Genomic DNA, 17,487 nt, shown 5'->3' with positions numbered 1-17,487 from the left:
CACCGCTCAGCACCATGACCGACCGTTCCCAAGCGCCCGCCGGATTCAGCAGCCTGGATGTTGCCGCCCTCTCCCAGAACGCCCGCATGCTACAGGTGCGCACGCCCCTGGATGCGGCGCTGGCGGTAGAACGGATGGTCCTGCGCGAAGGCGTGTCTGAACTGTTTGCCCTGACGCTGGACTGCCTGGCGTCCTCGGCCGAACTGGATGTGCAAGCCCTGCTGGGCCGCGAGATCAGCGTCAGCCTGCTGCTGGCAGACGGCAACAGGCGCCAATGGCATGCAGTGGTGGAAGGCGTGGACGCGCTGGGCGCAGACGGCGGCCTGGCGCGCTACCGGCTGCACGCCGCGCCCTGGCTGGCAGCCCTGGGCTTGCGCCGCGACAGCTTTCTGTACCAGGACAAGTCGGTCACTGACATCCTGAGCGAGATCTTCGCCGACTATCCGCAGGCGGCCTATTCGTTCGACATCGCCGAACCGCCCGCGCCGCGTCCACTGCGCACGCAGTACCGCGAGACCGACCTGGCCTTCGTACTACGCCTGATGGCCGAAGCCGGCTTGAGCTTCCGCTTCGACCACCAGCAGGGCGAACAGCAGGACGAAGCCTCGGGCGGCGCGCGGCACCGGCTGGTCGTGTTCGACACTCGCGCGGCGCGGCCCGTCTGCCCCGATGCCACGCTGCGCTTTCACCGCAGCGACGCAACGGAAACCGAGGACAGCATCACGCGCTTTGGCGCGTCCCGGGCGGTACGGCCTAATGCCGTGACGCGCCTGGCCTGGGACGACCGCAAGCTGCTCGCGCATGCGGCGCATGCGCAGTCCGACGTCCAGGCCGGCGCGGTGCCGCGCCTTGAAGACTATGACTACGACGGCCACGGCCGCCATGCCGACGGCGACAGCGCGGAGCTTGCCGCCGCGCGCAGCCTGCAGGCGCATGAAGCCCGCATGGTGCGCTTCGACGGCGGCGGCACGGCCCGCCAGATGATGCCCGGCCATGACTTCACGCTGACGCAGCACAGCCGCTACGCCGGGGGCTCGGGCCAGGCCGTCGATGAGATGGGCGGCAACCGCTACACGCTGCTGCACGTCGAACACGAAGCCGCCAACAACCTGGGCAGCCAGGCCGCCCAGGCGCTGGGCGATTCCGATCTGGAACATGGCTCTTACCGCAATACCTTCGGCGCCCTGCCGGCAGCCGCGCCGCTCATGCCCGGCTGGCGCGCCAAGCCCACGGCGCCCGAAGGCCTGGCGGCCGTCGTGGTGGCTGCGCAGGACGCGCCCATTTCCTCGGGCCGCGACCTGCGCATCAAGGTGCAGTTCCCCTGGCAGCGCGGCGCGCGTCCGCTACCGGGTGGCCTGGCGCACCGCAGCCATGGCGACGACACCGGCAATGCGCCGGGCGACGACAGTTCCGGCACCTGGCTGCGCGTTGCGGGCGCGCAGGCCGGTCCCAATTGGGGCGCGCACCATCTGCCGCGCAAAGGCACCGAGGTCCTGGTCGAATTCCTGGACGGCGACATCGACCAGCCCGTGGCCTCGGCCCAGCTGTACAACGACGCCGACCTGCCGCCCTGGTCCGCCGGCGAGGACGCTGAAGCCAATCATCCCGGCAGGCTCAGCGGCTGGCACAGCAAGGGCCTGGACGGCGAGGGCCACAGCCAATGGCTGTTCGACGACACGCCGCGGCAGATGCGCACGCGCCTGTCGAGTTCCATCGGCGCCACGCAGCTGGGCCTGGGCTATCTGGTCGAACAGGGCGCGGATGAATCCAGTCGCGGCGCATGGCGCGGCACCGGCTTCGAGCTGCGCTCGGATGCCTGGACCGTGGTGCGCTCAGGACAAGGCATGCTGCTGTCCGCCAACGCACGCGAGGACGCGCGCTCCACCCAGGCCGACGCGCAGGAAGCGCTGGCGCTGCTGCGCGGGGCGCAGAATGCGGCGCAACGCCTGGATGCCGCCGGCACGCAGCGCCAGGCGCGCGCGCTCGCGGCCACCAGCCAATACGACACGCTGACCCGCGCCATCGATCCCAAGGGCGATGGCCGCTATCCGGGCAGCGTAGGCGGCCAGCAGGCGGTCAAGGCCAGCGGCGGCGAACGCACCGGCACGGACGCAGTGGAGCGCATCGACGGCGCCCGCATGCTGATCGACGCGCCGTCCTCCCTGAACTTCGCCACGCCCGCCTCGGCCATCCTGCACGCCAGCGAAAACCTGCACGTCACCGCGCAGGCCGACGGCCACGTGGCCGCGCGCCAGACCTTTGCCACGGCCTCCGGCCGCTCCACCAGCCTGTTCGTGCAGGACGGCGGCATCCGCGCCGTCGCCGCCGAATCGCCTGTGTCGATCCACGCGCATACCGACATGCTGGAAATGCTGGCCGGCCAGGACATCACCGTCACCTCCACTACCGACAGCATCGAGATCCTGGCGAACCAGAGCATCACCCTGCAGGCCGCCGGCGCCAGCATCGTCATGAATGGCGGCGACATCCTGTTCAAGGGGCCGGGGATGTTCTCGGTCAAGGGCGCATCCCACAACCTGATCGGGCCTGCCAGCGACGCGGCCGCGCTGCCCGCGCTGCCGTCCTCGCAAGTGGGCGATCCGATGCTGGTCACGGCCGAACTGGTGCACCGCCCCAAGGCCAAGCTGCAGGCGCAAGCCGGCTCCGGCCAGGCGCTGAATGCGGCCGGCGCGACGGGCGCGGTCGCCTCGGCTCCAGCGGCTGGAGGCCCCACAGCAGCTGCAGCCAGCGGATCGCAAAGCTCGCTGCTGGGCAGCGCGGGCGCGGCGCTTGCGAGCGGCGCAACCGCCGTATCCAAGGGCCTGTCCGCCGCGGCCGATGGCGCCTCCGGCATGCTGGACCAGGCCAAGAGCATGGCCGGCGAAGCGCTCAAGCCCGTGCAGGAATTGGGCGCGATGGCCGGCAAGACCATGCAGGCAGCAGGCAAGGCGGGCTCGGAACTGATGTCGGGCGCCATGGCAAAGGCCGGCGGCATGGCGCAAACGGCCATGCAGAATGTAGCTCCGTCGCTGACTGGCGGCGCCACGTCCTCACTGGCTAACGGCGCCACGCAATCCTTGGCCAGCATGGCAACGCCGTCGCTGATGGACGGCGGCCTCTCCACCATGAAGATTCCACAGGGCGCTGGCGACGCGCTGGCCGGCGCGGTTTCCATGCCCCAGGCGCTGACTGACGCGGCAGGCGCCGTGTCCAAGGCCGGCGGCATGGCTACGCAGGCGTCGGCCTTGGCCTCGCAGGCATCCACCGTCGCCTCGCCGGCCGCTGGCGCCGGCCCGTCGGCCTCGGGCATGCTGTCGGGCGCTTCCAGCGCCGCCACGGCAATGGGCAACGCCACGGCGGCATCCGCCCTGGGCGCCGCCTCCAACCTGACCGCCGCCGGCAGCGGTGGCGTGGGGTCCGCCATCGGCCCGGTCATGACCCAGGCCATGGGCGCCATGGGCGGCCGCCCCGCCGCGCTGAGCTCGGCGGTGAACACGCTGCTGACCATGCCCGACGTCAACCAGGGCAATCTGCCCGCGGTGGCGGGCGCCATACTCAGCACGCCGGGCCTGACCGACTCCGCGATTCCGTCCGTGGTCGGCGCCATCCTGCAATCGCCCACGATATCCAACGTCACGCTGCCCAAGGTGGCGGAGGCGATCATGAACATTCCCGCGGTGGCGAACTCGCCTTATCCGGCGATGGCCAAGCGGGTCATGGAAATGGCCGGCGTCGGCCTGCCCGGCCCTGTGGCGAGGCCCGCTGGCGCGCCCGGCGGCCAGGACGCGGGCGGCTCCGCAGCGGCCGGGACGCCGGATGCCGGCGCACCCACGCCGTCCGCCTACCGAGCCAGGAGCGGCGCCAAGCTCCAGTACGTCAACCTGAAGGAAGAGGACGAGGTCTGGAACGATGGCCAGGCGCTGGACAGCCTGGACCGCCAGACCAACAAGCCCAGGATCCGCGTGCGCTTCAACAAGGCCGGCCAGCATCGCTTCAGCGTCAAGGTCAGCCCGCGTCCGGGCAACGCGGTGTACTCCGCGCGCGAGCAAAGCCGCCAGCCGCTGTACCGCGAGCCCAACCAGCGCTCCTACAGCTACGTAACCGACGCCGACGGCACCAAGGTGGTCGACAACATCACCCTGCCCGCCGCCGGCCTGAACACCTATACCTTCGAGGTGGTGAACGACAAGAACCAGATCATCTCCACGGAGCAGGTCGAGACCGCAAGGCGGCTATATCTCCAGGAGATCATGCTGCCCGGCCCCGAGGCTCTGGCGCGCCGCCACGGCTTCCAGCCGACCGCTACGGAATACGCGCGGCATGGTGTGGACGTCGTGCAATTGCCGCCGGTCAGCACGCGCGGCGACGCCAACATGGACGTGTTCACGGACGACGGCTATGAACGCCTGCGCCGGCTGGCCGCCTCCGTCTATCCAGGGTCGCAGGGCCCGGATCACGAGCCCTATACGCTCGTCGTCTGCCACATCGACCGGCTGGCCACGATGCTGCCCGTCCAGCCCATTTACGTGCAAGCCTCGGCCGGCCCCGGCGCGGCCGACAAGCAGGTGCAGTTCGTCAACGCCGACGGCACCCTCAGCTTCCTGTGGTATCACATCGAGCCCGGCGTGGACTGGTACGTCGAATGCCTGTTCGAGTACACCGACCCCGCGGCCGGCATCAGGCAGGTCCCCATCCCCAAGGATCGCATGACCCCGGTGCCTTACGACCCTGCGAATCCCAAGGCCTGCGACACCCTGAACATCCGCATGGCGGGCCTGGTGCCCGTGCCGACCTCGGGCAAGATCATCCTGAAGGTCCGGTTGCTGGAAAGCTCCGCGGGCGGCGTGGCGTTCCCTGGCACCAACCTCCTTGGCGTGGCGGCGATGAGCCCCTGGGAGCCCAACACGCTGGATTATCTGCAGCAGACGCTGGTGCACGAGATCGGCCACCTGATCGGCATGACGCCCAGCGGACCCGAGTGGGTACGCGCCCATCCCGATGAAGCCGACATGGACTCGTCCAAACTCGACAAGGGTCCGTATTTCTACTCCCAGTTCGGCAACCACTGCCACTTCGGCCTGCCCGCCAGCCAGGCCGATCCCAGCCACACCGGCTCCTGCGTCATGTTCGGCGGCGACTGCGTCAGCATCCGCTTCTGCGCCAGCTGCGCCCAGGCCGTACGCAAGACGGACATGTCCAATGGCTGGCCCTCGTTCTGACGCGCGGCGCCGCGTGGCGCCGGCGCTGGCCCTGCTGCTCGCGGCCGCGATGGCCATGGCCGCGCCTGGCGCCGCCACCGCCGCGCGCCCCACCCCACATCCCCAGAAGACCACGATGAACACCGACTGGATCGACCCGCCCTCGTTCGCCACCGCCCCCATCGGCACGGTGCGCGACCATGCCTGCATTCCGCCCAACCATGGCAGCGACGACCAGCTCAACATCGCCGCGCCCGCGCGCGTGCGTCCGCAGGCGTCCGGCGCGCTGGTGATCCCGGTCTGCGCGCAAGGCATCATTCCCGTATCGCAGAACCAGAAGCTGCCGCGCTTCGTCGCCGTCAATACGCAGACCAAGGCGGTTTATGAAGGCGTGGCCTACGAATACAAGCCGCGCAAACGCCCCGGCATGGAAGTGGACGAGATCCCCAGCTCGCGTCCGCCCAAGGGCATCCCCATCAGCCCGGGCATCAGCGTCGGCACGCAGTTCAGCACCGACCTTGCGGCGCAGGTGCAGCTGCCCAAGGATCCGGCGGTCTACGAGGTGTATATCGAATCGAACGGCGTGCGCTCGAACACGGTGAAGATCGAAGTGCAGGCGGCGAAGTAGGCGCCCTGCTTGCAGCGGCCGCCTCAGCCGCCAGGCCGGCGATTCCATATCGCGCCACCCCATATCCAGCCCGCAAGGGCCAGCGCCAGCATCGCGATCATGAATTCAACCCGGTGCTCCTGCGGCACAGGATTAAGGTGGGACAAGGTCAGAAAGGGTTCCACGGACAGCAGTTCGGTAGCCGCCAGCGAACTGAAAAGCATCGCCAGAACCAGCCCCGTAAAGCGCGGGCGCGCGCCGCGCGTCTCCTTGTCGCCCGTGATGAACCACAGCAGGCGGATCAGCTGTATCCCCGTCGCGGCGAACGGCACGCAGATGGCCAATGCCAGGGCGCCCAACGCAAGAAGACCGTAGATCGACATCATGCGTCCACCCTGGCGGCCGCTAAGAGGCGCGGGCCCCGATCATGCGCAGCACGCGGTCCCGGATCGACCGCCCATAGGCCCAGCACCAGACGGCCAGCGCCAGCATCGCAACAGTGAAGTAGGCCCTGGCCTCGATCGGCACTGGATTCATCGCCGAGATCGTCAGAAAGGGTTCATAGCCCACGAAATCGCTGGCGGCCAGGGTGCTGAAGATCAGCGCCAGCACCGGCCCCGTGAAATGCGGCCGATCGCCGCGCGTGATCTTGTCGGCCCAGAAGGACCAATGGATGAAACGGCTCAGCTGGATCGTCACCGCGAACAGCGGAATGACGACGGCAAGCATCAGGACGATGAGGGCGACGAGGACTTGAGGCGGAAGCATGGCGGGATTTTAGCGGCTGCGGGAAACGGCGCCGCGCCCGATACGGGCGCGTAGCGCCAGCCCGAACACCGCCATTCCCATCGACAGCGACAGCAAGCGCAAGGCTTCCAGCGCCTTGTCGAAATAGGCCGGCTGATCGAACTGGACGGCGACGCCATAGCCGAAGACGGCGTAAGCAATGCAGGCCAGCAGAAACACCGCCATCAGCGCGATCGTGACGTCACGCATCGCGCGCCAGGCCTTGGCCGAAAGCCCCGGCAGATTGGACTCCAGGCACAGCAGGATTCCAGCGCCCCACCAGAGCGGAACTATCTGGAATATCCCCCAGGCCAGCAATTCGCCGGACTGCAGGACATTGGCGGGATACACCTCATTCATGGCCGCGCTCTTGCTTCGCCATTCGCCGATGGACCAGCAGGACGATCAGGGCGGTAAGTAGAGACGGGCTCATGTACGGCATCAGCCCAAGCAGCGGAAACTCGTAGCCGCTGTCATGGTTGGTCGCCAGCCAATAGAACATGCCCAGCAGGACCAGCGCAAAAATCCAGACGGCCAGCATTCCAGCCGATATCCCGCGCCTGAAGGAGCGCGTCCCCAGCCGGCCAAAATGCTGGGGCCACCGGCAGATGATCAGCGCCAGGACGCCCGCCGCCGGCACCAGGTAGGCCGTCGACTGGGCGATCAACATGCCAGACTCGGCAATCGCAGCAAGGACCGCAAGCAAATTCTTCTCCCAGGGCTAGAACCGACGCTCTCGGCGCAATCTGTGGCGCAGTGTCGGGCCGATCCGAGGCAGGATCAGCGATGGCCCCAGATAGTAGGGCAAGCGGGGCAGAAAAGTAACCGTACTGCCGGTCATAAGTCGAACGACGACATGGATGGTTCGAATGGGGTGGCCATTCAGGCCCTGCCGGCGCCATCAAAGATTCGACTCCCGACCCATTCCCGGAAGCCCTGGCGCCACGTTGTCAACCATTGCCCCTTTCCGCTCGGCGCATCTTGTATCGGACAATCCCCCCAATGAGCGACAAGATCATTGACGGCCCCAGATAAACCAGGAAGGAGAGCAAGAGGAAACCATAAGACCGCGAATAGTTCTCGGTGACATGATTGAGCAGCAATGCGCCCGCGATAGCGAAGAGCCAGACCGCAATCATGACAAAGGAAAATGCCCTGCGTGACGCTGAAGATCCCAAAACCCCAAATTTGCCAGGCCAGGCCTGGACAGCGACTCCGAAAAGGCAGACTAGTGGCAGCGCGTACATCGACGCCTGCGCCGTCCGAAACGCCTTTTCGGCGGACCAGAGCATCAGGTCGTCCAATACCGTCTCCCAAGACATTCAGAGAAACTGAGCTGACGCTCTAACAGAGCAGTCCGGCCAGGCGGTCCGAATGCTGAACGAGCATCGAGAGTGCCGCATCGCCGGCTGACTAGCGATCCGATTTGGGCCGGCGAATGAACCACAACACCACTCCTGTCGCCGCCAGTGCTATCGACAGCCACATTCTGGACAACGCGTGGCTAGCCAGATTCGCGAATCCAACATGATCGAAATGGGCGGCCGCCCAAAATCCGTATATGCCGTAAGCGACTGCAAGCATCAGAAAGATCGCCATCGCCGCCGCCATAAGATTGCGCAAAAGACGCCATGCCGCCCGAGACAATCCGGGCCAGTCATGATCAATACATAGCAACAAGCCTATGACCCATATCGCAGGCAAAACTTGCTGCCAGTTCGTGGCGAAAGTCTCTCCCACAACTAGCAACAATGCACGCTGGTCATCCATTCTCCTTTTTCCTCCCGTACATCTTGTGCTGGATTACCAGCCAGACCAGCGACAGAATCATTGAGGGCCCTAGATAGCCAACAAGAAAGAAGAACCCGAAACCTTCTAATCGAGAATGGTATTTCCAAACGTAGTAGAGCAGCAGGACATTGACGGCTGCAAACATCCAAACAGCCACCATGGCCACAGCCCAGTACCTTTGCGCGGCTGGAGATCCCAATATCCCGAACCGGCTTGGCCATATTTGAACCCCAATTCCGACAAGGCAGAGCAGCGGCAGTGCGTACGTCAAGTCGCGCGCTAGTTGAAACGTCACCCCTTCGATCCCGACGATCACTTCATGCACGCACACCTCTTAAGGAATTGTGAGACACCGACGCTCAGCACATTGAACAAGACTCTCGTCCCAAACGCGGCCAGGCCACACGTGAGCGACGATTCCGAAGACCGGTGGCATCACGTATTTCAAGGGTTCCGTGATGCGAGGCCCCGCTGCAGCAATGCCCTCAAAAAAGCAATCTAGACGACGGGCCGAATACGCGCACGCAGCACCAGTCCGAGCATCGCCATCCCGATGGATAGCGACAATGCCCACAAGGTATCCCCGGTCATACGAAAATATCCGGGCTTATCGAAAATGGCAGCAACGCTGTATCCGAAGATGGCATAGACACCGCACACCAACAGAAAAACAGCCATCATGACGGCCACGATATCCCGTACCCTACGCCAAACTTTCGGCGACAGCCCAGGAAGAGCGGACTCGACGCATAAAAGAAATCCTACACCCCAAACAACTGGAAGAAGCTGAAAGACGCTTACGGCCAGGGACTTGCCAGAAAGAAGAATATTGACGGGAAACTCATACATATTCGCGATCCCTCCGCGCCAATCGCCAATGGATCAATAGCGCAACGAGAGAAATGATGAGCGATGGAATCATGTAAGTCATCAGCCCAGGCATCGCGTAGCCGTATCCATTGTCATATCGGCTAGCAACCCAATAAAGCAGCAAGAGCAATGACAGCGCGAACACCCAAATCGCTGCCATTCCTCCCGAAATCCAACGCCTGGAAGCCACCGTTCCCAGCTTGCCAAAGCGCTGTGGCCAAAGATTGATGATCACCGCCAACACGCATGCGAGCGGCAATACGTGGCAGGAAGACCAGGCAATCAAAATTCCGAGCTCCGCGAGCGCCATCAAGATTTCCCGCAAAGCAGTCTCCGTCTTGAGCTAAGTTGCCTAACCAATTTTCCGGATTGCGTCATGCATTTCGATCACGTTTCGGCCCCGGCAGTGCCATCAGGAATTCGACTGCCAGCCCGTTCCCGGATACTCTGACGCCAGGCCGCCGAACTTCGATACCAATAGCAGCGCGACATAGCGAGCGCCGGCATGGCAGCGCGCTCCCCCCTCGGGATAAATGCGCAACTCCAGTACAACCTCGCCAGGGGGTGCCAACTTACCTATGGCCCCCTCCCAGCGCTTCTAGCCTGCAGTCGTTACCCCGGGGCCCTCAGCCGAGCAATCTTTTCTTCAGGCAAGGTCTTCATTGCCCTGGCGAAATCTCCAGGCTGGCGCCCCGGCCTTGCCAGTATCGCTGCGATCTCCGAATCGGCGTCGAAACTCGGCGAGACAGTGAAATACAGGTACATGTACTGCCTCATGTCTTGCTCATCCTCGATGCGATACTTTATCCACGCCGTTTTCGCCACTTTCACCAGGGGCTTATGCAAGTCAGAGATGTCCTCATACTCCTTGAGCGCATCAGGGTGTGTCCTGTACAACCAGCGCGTCGTCTCGACAATCGGAATTCGTGTTTGACCCAGCAACTTGCGACTTAGAGCCATCTCCATATGCTCATCGGGGTAGATATGCAGCTCGAGATTCAGCGGATCATGGCCCGGCGGGATCGCGGTGGAGGGAAAATTCACCGTCGTTTCCTTGTCGATGAACATCTCTTCGAATTTCCCGTCGTACATGTGCTTGCGCAAGGCATCGCCATCAGCGACCCGCCATCTAACCTTGAAGCTCGTTCCCTTCAAGGTATAACAGCACGTCACCGACCCCTCCCCGCCCCCCGGGCGGATGGAACCAGTACCAGCCTGCCCCCCCGATGCGTCCGTAATCTGAATGTAAGCCACATCCCAGGGCGTGTAGTTGTATGCGATCAGGCTGACGCCCTGATACGCGGGCTCGGCCGTGCAACCTGCGAGCAATACTGGCGCTATCAAGGCCATTAGACGCTTGGACATCCCCAATCTCATTCCTTGACGGCCAGTTCCGACGCCTGCCCGCCGGCGACTAGAACGGCAACCCCAATAGCAGTGGATTCGGTGTCGCCATGTTGGAGAAGGTTGCGTCGGCCGCCTTCTTCATTTTTTCCGTAAATGTGGGCTGCCGCGTATCGTCGCCATCGTCTATATAGCGGGACCGGAAAAGCCGTGCATTGTTGGGCAGGCGTTGAATCGCCCAACCATCATCCGGCGGATCCACCGGATCATGCATATAGCCCGAAAAAATACGCATAATCGCCGGCCCCACACGCAGACGCTCGTTCTCCGGCAACGACGACACCTCCATGCAGGCACGTTGATAGTCGTCGGGAGGCGAGATGCGGGATCCCCCGTAGAACGTCACCTTGCCGGGGTGCTTATGCATGATCTCCAGGCGCGCAAAGTCGATCGCGGCCTGCATCGCCGTGATGTACAAATACCCCGGAGCAGCGCCAGTTCGTGCGTCATTGAGCAACATCCGCAGCCAGGCCACGTAAACCATACGATGAAGGTAGAGTTGCCGCGCAAGCGTCTTGTCGCCTTCCATACCATCGATCGCGTCCTGGGCATGCCGTAGCCCCAGCAGCTGTTGGGAAGGCCGCGCCAGCTGTTGCTGATAGCTGCGCAGATCATTACGTACCCTGGAGGTCGCGGCAATATCGAAATCAACGCCGAGCTTGCCGGCGTTCACCCTGGTTTGTTCCAGCCCATCGAAAGGCACGCCGGAAAGCCTGGCTATCCGCCACATTTCCTGTAGCGTGACGCGGCCGATACCGGGATCGCGCTGCTGAAATCCGGGCGGGTAGCACCCCGACAGGTCGGCGCCCAAACCTGGATATATACGTTCTTGGCGAGCGGGAGGCGACATAGGCGTTTCCATCAATGGCAGCAACGTCGCACCGCCCAGCGTATGTACACGCCATCTCAGCTCATGCGCAGAGATAAAATGCGCCGCCTTCGCGAGCGCTCGCGGCAGCTCCTGGTCCTTGGCGGCGGTGTTGCTCAAGAATCCCCATGATGCTTTCGAAGCCAAGAATCCAACGACAGAGTTGTCGCGATACCCTACAGCGTCAAAAAATCCAGCAAACACCATCTTGAGCGGGACCTTGCGCTTATCCGCCAGTGTCCATTCCAGCTTGTCGCTATTGGCATCGCCGTCGCATTCCTTGCACAGCTCATTGAGAAAAGCCCGAGCCAGCGCCGCGCCCCAATCGCAGCCAAAAACCGAGACCTGAATTTCCTCAAGCCTTATCTGAGACGAATCGATGATCGCCTTGAACCCCGTCACGCCTTGGGAAATGCGGGGTTCCACTCCCGAATTTATTGCCTCGAACATGAATCTAGAATCGCGTACCGGATCAAGTTGATCCAGGATTGCTCGCGTAATGTTCCCGGCCGCATCCTTGATTACCTTGACTCCAGTCCTGCCTGGATTTCGCACGGCTTCCCCGACATCCCGCCGCACCTTTCCCGGCAGCCCTTTCAACGTGTCGCCGATCGCGTCTCCTACGCGCTTGCCCTTCAGGATTTCCATGCCGACGTCCTTGGCGGCATCTGTGGGAACTCCCTTCGCCGGATCCAGGGTCACGCTTTTCAGCATATCGCCCGAGATCGATCCGGCCCGGTCTTTCGCGAATTCATAGGCATTCAGATTCATTTCCGTGCCGAGCCCCGGAATGTATATCCGCCGACGCAAAATTGCTCCGAGAGCCCCCTGCCCAAAGCCCCTGGACAATCGACCTACGTTGGACGGAGGTAGAGAAGATTCTTCGATACTCAGACCGACTCCGTCAAAAAACACGGCAATATGCATCTTGCCGTGGCATCTGACTCCGTTGACGGGCTCACATTGGAGGGCTCGTGCAGCCTCCCGCTCCTCATCTACCGATATTTCCCTCCAGCTGTCGCGATCCGTCATTGGTTTGTCACCCAGTCATTCCCCGGAAGAGCGGGGTCCACATCGCTGAATTCCGATACCAGCGGGCGCGTGACATAGCGCGCGGCAGCCTTGCCATCGGGATAGATGCGCAATTCCAGCACCACCGCGCCCGCTGGCCGCCGAGGCTGCGGCAGCGTCACTACAAAGGGGTAATCTTCCTCTGCCGTTTCCTGAGGGCCGGAGTCATAGCGCCACGATATTTGCATCGGAGCATCGGGCGCGGCGGGCTTATACCCGAACAACTGCATATTGTCTCCCCTGGCGGAATTCGCTCTTGCGAACCACCGACGACCAGGCATCAACGAATACGCCACGTCGTACTGCGTAAAGTTGTACGCGTAGACCGCCACCGATCCTTCCAACGCGCTTCGCTGAAAATTTTGCGTCTGGCTTCGCTCTACGTAGACATAAGCCCCAGCCGCCACGGCGATCACCGCCAGCACGCCCAGCGCGACCCACCGTCCCAGTTTCGAACGCCCCGACTTTCCCTGACCCCGCTCAGACATCCCCGACATCCCTCTATCCCTAGTTGATCATTGACTGACCCAGTCGCCGCTATTCCACACCGATTCCGGCGCATCCATGGGCTCTGGCATTTCTTTTTCCGTCGCAAAGCGGGCCTGTACCCGGTCCGCTGCGGTAAAGCGCAGCAACAGCACCGCGGCATTTCCCGGACGTGGAACCTTCAATTCGGCGCTGTGCGGATACTGCTTCTCGCTGCCGTTGATGGCCCCCCACACGACCTGCACAGGTTTGCGGCGGCTGTCCGGGCCATAAAAGCACGCACCCGAAAGAGGCCCGCCAGGAGCTCCCGACGCTCTCGCGACCCGATCGCCCGGGAATGCGCCGGACGAGTCCTCCAAGCGATAGCCGATATCGACCTCCGTGTCGTTGCGGGCTTCGCAGATCAGCAATGGCGGCAAGAGTGCGACGTAGGCCCAGCGATAGAATGGCGGACCTGCGATGGCGCCAATGGCAACCAGGGCCAATATCAGTACCGTCCATGGCCACAGACGTTTGGACTTCATGCAACTCTCCTATGTGCGGACTCTGTTGGCAGCGGCTCAATGGCATAGCCTGCCGGAGCCTCAAACTCCGGCGCGCCATCCTGCATGGCCAACTCCGCCCTGACAGCGGCGCGCTCTTCGGAGGCAAGACGCTCCAACGCACTATCCAGTGCTTCCCCACCCCGTAAACGAGCCTGGACCACCGAGCTGCGGTGCGCCATGGGATGCAGATCCAGCGCATCCAGCGCGTAGCAGAACTGGCGCTCGAAGGTCGTCAGCCCATGTGCCGCCGCCACCCGCGAAAGATGGCAAGCCAAGGCGTACGGCGTGGGGCGCGTCCAGGGGGCCAGCATGGCTGGCACCCGCTGCATCAGCGCGTCGAGCAGAGGGCCGGGTTCGCACAAGCGCATCAGGGCCTCCGTCTGCGGCTGCGTCAGAATCCAGGGCGGCGAGCTTGGTCTCTCTGCCGGCCCGTCCGACGCCGGCGTCAGGGAGCAGCCCCGGTTCCAGGGATCGACCCAGGACCAACTTTCGCCCGGATTCAACATGCCGCGCAGCACGTCTACTCCCATCAGCGTCAGCATGGGTTCCGCATGGCGCGGATCGTAGTAGCGCAGCAGGAAGTCCAGGCCATCGTCGGTCCGCGCATCCAGCCAAACCGCCAGATGCCGGGCCATCTCTTCCAGAGGCCGTTCGGTCCATATCCACGATACGGCATGATGCGCCTGTCCGACCCGCCACAGCCACTCCGCCTGCGCGAGATCGGGCTGCGCCAGCATCGGGCCTATCGATGCCGCCACAGCCTCGTGGCGCCGCGCGTATAGCGATGCATCGCCAGGTTCCCTGAAATGCCGCAGCAATTCGGCGGGCGCGGGATCCCGGCAGCCATCCAACATGCCGGGTTCGACCAGGGCATAGAGATTGAGGTCCGATACCTGGACGCGAGCGCTGGCCAGGACCTTGGCGTGCAGGCCGTCGAGATCGGAATGCAAGACCAGCGGACGAACCTGATTGCTCATGTGCGAAACACCGCTGGCAATGCCTGCTTCATGGCGTTCTTCAGGCATTCGACGCAAACCTGGCCAGGCATGGCGGGAAACTGATAGGGCATCTGGTCCGGCCCCGCAAACTGCTTGTTCCCCGTCTTCACATCGATGCGCCCCGGCGCGGTCACCGTGATGTTGCCGCCTTCCAGCACGATGCTGGCGCCGGCCGCGGTGGCGATGCGGATGCGTTTGGGCGCGGCATACTCGACGTTGGTCTGCGCGCTGCCGATGGTGATGTCCTTCTGCGCCTGCACGCGCAGGATGTCGTGCTGGGCCTGGACGTGCACGTCGCCGGTGGCGGAGATCAGGTCCAGGCCGGAGTCCGCGCCGCCCTGCTGCAGGCCGGCGACGATGCCCAGGCCCTGTCCGGTGTGCACGCGCAGCGCGCCCATCACGGCCAGGTTCTGGTCCTTGCCGGCCGACCAGTGCACGGTCTCGCCGGCGGTGTATTGCATGTGTTGGCCGGCGACCTGCGCCAGTCCCGCGCGCGCGGCCATGAACACGACCGGATCGGTCAGGTGCGGCACCTTGCCCTCGGCCGCCTGGGTGTGCTTGGCCGAAGCGTCGCTACGCGCACCATCCAGGCTTTCGCCTGCGACGGTGCCGGACACGGCGCGATGCATGGCGGCCAAGGGCGCCTTGCCGTCATCCAGCACGCTCGCTTCCGCTCCCTTGGAGCCCAGCGCGCTCGCCAGACGCAGACCCTGGTGCGCGCCGACCACGCCATCCAGCGAACGCGCCATCTGGTCGGCCTGGCTGGCCAGCGCCTGCAAGCCCGCAGCCTCGCCTGTGGGGCCGGCGCTGGCGCCAGTGCCGGCGTAGGTGCTGAGCAGCACGCCCGCGCCGCCGCGCACGGCGCCGTAGGCGTCGGTGCGCAGCTCGGCGCCCAGGCCGCGCAGTCCGCCGCGGTAGTTGCCGGCCTGATGAATCAGGTGGCCCAGGTTCAGTTCGCTGGCTTCCTGGCTGCTCTTGATCTGCAGGCGCAGTTGTCCGTCGCTGTCGTCGAACACGATCTGGTTGTAGCCCGAGCCGCCGAACTCCTTGCTCTTGAAGCCGCTCAGCGCGGCGGCGTTGCGGTGGTTCTCGTCGCCGCCCGCGGCGCCATGCCAGGCAGGCGCGTTGCCTCCCGCCAGGTTGGCCTGGGCGCTGGGTGCGGCATCGCGCGCGGCGGTGTAGACCTGGGTGTCGGCTTTACCGCCGTCCCGGCCGCCCGGCGTGGCGGGCGTGCCGCCCTCGCCGCGGCCGTTGTACAGCGCGCCCACGACGATGGGCTGGTCAACGTCGTCGTCCAGGAAGCGCACCAGCACCTCCTGGCCGATGCGCGGCACGAAACTCATGCCCATGCCTGCGCCCGATTGGCGCTGCGCCACGCGGGCCCAGCGGCTCTTGGCCACCCCCTCGGCATCGTCTGCCTGCCAATGGAATCGGATGCGCACGTCGCCGCGCTTGTTGCGCAGGATCTCGTCCTCGCCCTGCGCCTGCACTGCGCCGTCGGCGCCCGTGACGATGGCCGTGTGCACGCCATGGACCGAAGGCGCGCCGCTCAGGCGCGCGCCGCGTGTCTGCGGCAAGGCTGGCCGCCAGGGGCGGTCGCAACGCACCGCCTGGAAGCGGTTGGCGTAGCCGACCTCGCGCGCTTTCGCCAACACCGCGGCGTCGGGCCGCGACGGATCGGCGTTCGAACCCGCCGCGCCAGGCGCCGCGGGCGCCTCGGTATCCAAGGCCAAATGTGCGTCCAGCCCACCCAAGCGCTGCGACAGCGAGGCTCGGGTTTCTGGCGGCAGGTTGTTGATGCCGACGTGCTCGACCCGGTCCAGCGCAAAGGCGGGCTCGAAGCCTTCTTCGTCGGCAGGCCCCAGTGGAGACATGTTCTGCAGCGTGAAACGCGTGCCGGAACGGAAGGTACGCACCCCGCCCTGGCCGACAAAAGTCTCAGCGCCGGCTTGTACGGCTTCCATCGCGAGCGTGGCCTGGCGCCGCGCCTCGGCCTCATCAGCAAAGCTGCCGTGGCCTGCCACCTCGTACCATTCCAGGCCCGCGTCGTCAGTGCTGTCTGCCGGACGCGCCAGCGCCTCTGCCGCCACGGCGCGCTTGCCGCCGCCGTGCCAGCCCAGGACGGTGACGCGGTCAGGACCGCGCCGCCACTGGCGCGACATGGCCTGCACGGTGTCGCGCGACTCGGTCGCGCCGGCGCGGTGAAAGCGCACGCCGCCGCCTGCCGACTCGGCATCCTCGGCCAGGCCGCGGCTGTCGGCGAAGATCAGCGCGACGTGGCGCGCGGGAACCTCCGGATCTTCGACCGTCGTCCAGCCCAGGCCTGCTTCGGCCAGCAGGCGGCTGATGAAGTCATAGTCGGTCTCGCGGTACTGCGTGGTGTAGGGGCGCGGCGCCACGCCGGCCTGCGCTTCGGCCGCATCGGGAGCCACGCGATGCACATAGCCTTCGTAGCCGCCCAACACATGGCTGACGATGTCCAGCACGGAACGCGCTTCGAACACGCGGCTGTTGCGCTGCTGCGTGGCCAGCCACAGCCAGGGCGCGACCGTCAGGCGGTAGCGAGCCAGACCCGCGTCGCCCGACAGCAGCTCGGCTTCGCGCACCAGGCCGCTGCGGCTCGCGCGGCTGCCGTCGGCGCGCGTGGTCCACAGTGTCACGGGGCGGCCGATCATGTCGCGCAATTCCAGGCCGGCGTCGTCGGACAGCGCGACCACGCGCGTCTGCGAAACGCCCGACAAGGCTTCGCGCGCGATCCAGCCCTCGACCTGCAGCGAGGCGAGCGCGCCCTCGCCTTCCAGGCTGTAGAGGCGGGCGTCGGAACTGAACAGGCCAGGCGTTGCAGTCGGATCCATTGCGGAAA

At 64.9% G+C, this 17,487-nt stretch carries 17 protein-coding genes; 2 read left to right on the top strand and 15 right to left on the bottom strand.

Annotated elements, in window-relative coordinates:
* Nucleotides 1-14: 14 nt before the first annotated feature.
* Nucleotides 15-5,219 carry a type VI secretion system tip protein TssI/VgrG gene (tssI, locus tag AC1RHV_RS16975; protein WP_492301437.1) on the top strand — a complete coding sequence of 1,735 codons (5,205 nt, stop codon included), beginning with the start codon at nucleotides 15-17 and terminating at the stop codon, nucleotides 5,217-5,219.
* The gene (locus AC1RHV_RS16970; protein WP_054452045.1) at nucleotides 5,200-5,826 is read left to right on the top strand and encodes a hypothetical protein; all 627 of its coding nucleotides are present in this window, start codon (nucleotides 5,200-5,202) and stop codon (nucleotides 5,824-5,826) included. The genes tssI and AC1RHV_RS16970 overlap by 20 nt, the downstream gene beginning before the upstream one ends.
* 23 nt (nucleotides 5,827-5,849) lie before the next feature.
* On the opposite strand, the gene AC1RHV_RS16965 is transcribed toward AC1RHV_RS16970, so the two are convergent.
* The 15 genes from AC1RHV_RS16965 to AC1RHV_RS16895 form a co-directional block, all read right to left on the bottom strand.
* The gene (locus tag AC1RHV_RS16965; protein WP_492301435.1) at nucleotides 5,850-6,191 is read right to left on the bottom strand and encodes a hypothetical protein; all 342 of its coding nucleotides are present in this window, start codon (nucleotides 6,189-6,191) and stop codon (nucleotides 5,850-5,852) included.
* A 19-nt stretch (nucleotides 6,192-6,210) separates the two neighbouring features.
* Nucleotides 6,211-6,573, bottom strand: coding sequence for a hypothetical protein (locus AC1RHV_RS16960; RefSeq protein ID WP_088157421.1), 363 nt, complete (start codon nucleotides 6,571-6,573; stop codon nucleotides 6,211-6,213).
* 9 nt (nucleotides 6,574-6,582) lie between these two features.
* On the bottom strand, nucleotides 6,583-6,951 hold the full coding sequence (locus AC1RHV_RS16955; RefSeq protein WP_192352789.1) for a hypothetical protein: 369 nt from the start codon (nucleotides 6,949-6,951) through the stop codon (nucleotides 6,583-6,585).
* Nucleotides 6,944-7,261 (bottom strand): hypothetical protein, encoded by a 318-nt coding sequence (locus AC1RHV_RS16950; protein ID WP_175164333.1) that lies wholly within the window; start codon nucleotides 7,259-7,261, stop codon nucleotides 6,944-6,946. Before AC1RHV_RS16950 ends, AC1RHV_RS16955 begins: the two co-directional genes overlap by 8 nt.
* 280 nt (nucleotides 7,262-7,541) lie before the next feature.
* Nucleotides 7,542-7,895, bottom strand: coding sequence for a hypothetical protein (locus AC1RHV_RS16945; protein WP_125470145.1), 354 nt, complete (start codon nucleotides 7,893-7,895; stop codon nucleotides 7,542-7,544).
* 109 nt (nucleotides 7,896-8,004) lie between these two features.
* On the bottom strand, nucleotides 8,005-8,361 hold the full coding sequence (locus AC1RHV_RS16940) for a hypothetical protein (RefSeq protein WP_125470146.1): 357 nt from the start codon (nucleotides 8,359-8,361) through the stop codon (nucleotides 8,005-8,007).
* A complete protein-coding gene (locus tag AC1RHV_RS16935) occupies nucleotides 8,354-8,707 on the bottom strand; it encodes a hypothetical protein (RefSeq protein ID WP_492301432.1) in 354 nt (117 codons plus the stop codon). The genes AC1RHV_RS16940 and AC1RHV_RS16935 overlap by 8 nt, the downstream gene beginning before the upstream one ends.
* 173 nt (nucleotides 8,708-8,880) lie before the next feature.
* Nucleotides 8,881-9,231 carry a hypothetical protein gene (locus AC1RHV_RS16930; RefSeq protein ID WP_492301430.1) on the bottom strand — a complete coding sequence of 117 codons (351 nt, stop codon included), beginning with the start codon at nucleotides 9,229-9,231 and terminating at the stop codon, nucleotides 8,881-8,883.
* Nucleotides 9,224-9,577: a hypothetical protein gene (locus AC1RHV_RS16925; RefSeq protein ID WP_492301429.1), complete on the bottom strand. Its 354-nt coding sequence runs from the start codon at nucleotides 9,575-9,577 to the stop codon at nucleotides 9,224-9,226. The genes AC1RHV_RS16930 and AC1RHV_RS16925 overlap by 8 nt, the downstream gene beginning before the upstream one ends.
* 287 nt (nucleotides 9,578-9,864) lie before the next feature.
* Nucleotides 9,865-10,617, bottom strand: a complete 753-nt coding sequence (locus tag AC1RHV_RS16920) for a DUF3304 domain-containing protein (RefSeq protein WP_492301427.1) — start codon at nucleotides 10,615-10,617, stop codon at nucleotides 9,865-9,867.
* A gap of 49 nt (nucleotides 10,618-10,666) precedes the next feature.
* Nucleotides 10,667-12,295 carry a hypothetical protein gene (locus AC1RHV_RS16915; protein ID WP_492301425.1) on the bottom strand — a complete coding sequence of 543 codons (1,629 nt, stop codon included), beginning with the start codon at nucleotides 12,293-12,295 and terminating at the stop codon, nucleotides 10,667-10,669.
* A 257-nt stretch (nucleotides 12,296-12,552) separates the two neighbouring features.
* Nucleotides 12,553-13,020: a hypothetical protein gene (locus tag AC1RHV_RS16910; protein ID WP_175212634.1), complete on the bottom strand. Its 468-nt coding sequence runs from the start codon at nucleotides 13,018-13,020 to the stop codon at nucleotides 12,553-12,555.
* 90 nt (nucleotides 13,021-13,110) lie between these two features.
* The gene (locus tag AC1RHV_RS16905; protein WP_175212635.1) at nucleotides 13,111-13,605 is read right to left on the bottom strand and encodes a hypothetical protein; all 495 of its coding nucleotides are present in this window, start codon (nucleotides 13,603-13,605) and stop codon (nucleotides 13,111-13,113) included.
* The gene (locus AC1RHV_RS16900; RefSeq protein ID WP_492301423.1) at nucleotides 13,602-14,651 is read right to left on the bottom strand and encodes a DUF4123 domain-containing protein; all 1,050 of its coding nucleotides are present in this window, start codon (nucleotides 14,649-14,651) and stop codon (nucleotides 13,602-13,604) included. Before AC1RHV_RS16900 ends, AC1RHV_RS16905 begins: the two co-directional genes overlap by 4 nt.
* Complete coding sequence (locus tag AC1RHV_RS16895) at nucleotides 14,600-17,479, bottom strand: type VI secretion system Vgr family protein (protein WP_492301422.1); 2,880 nt, start codon at nucleotides 17,477-17,479, stop codon at nucleotides 14,600-14,602. Before AC1RHV_RS16895 ends, AC1RHV_RS16900 begins: the two co-directional genes overlap by 52 nt.
* Nucleotides 17,480-17,487: the final 8 nt, after the last annotated feature.

It is taken from the genome of Achromobacter sp. GW823-FHT04E03, assembly GCF_058796095.1.
This window is presented reverse-complemented; position numbering and strand designations above follow the sequence as displayed.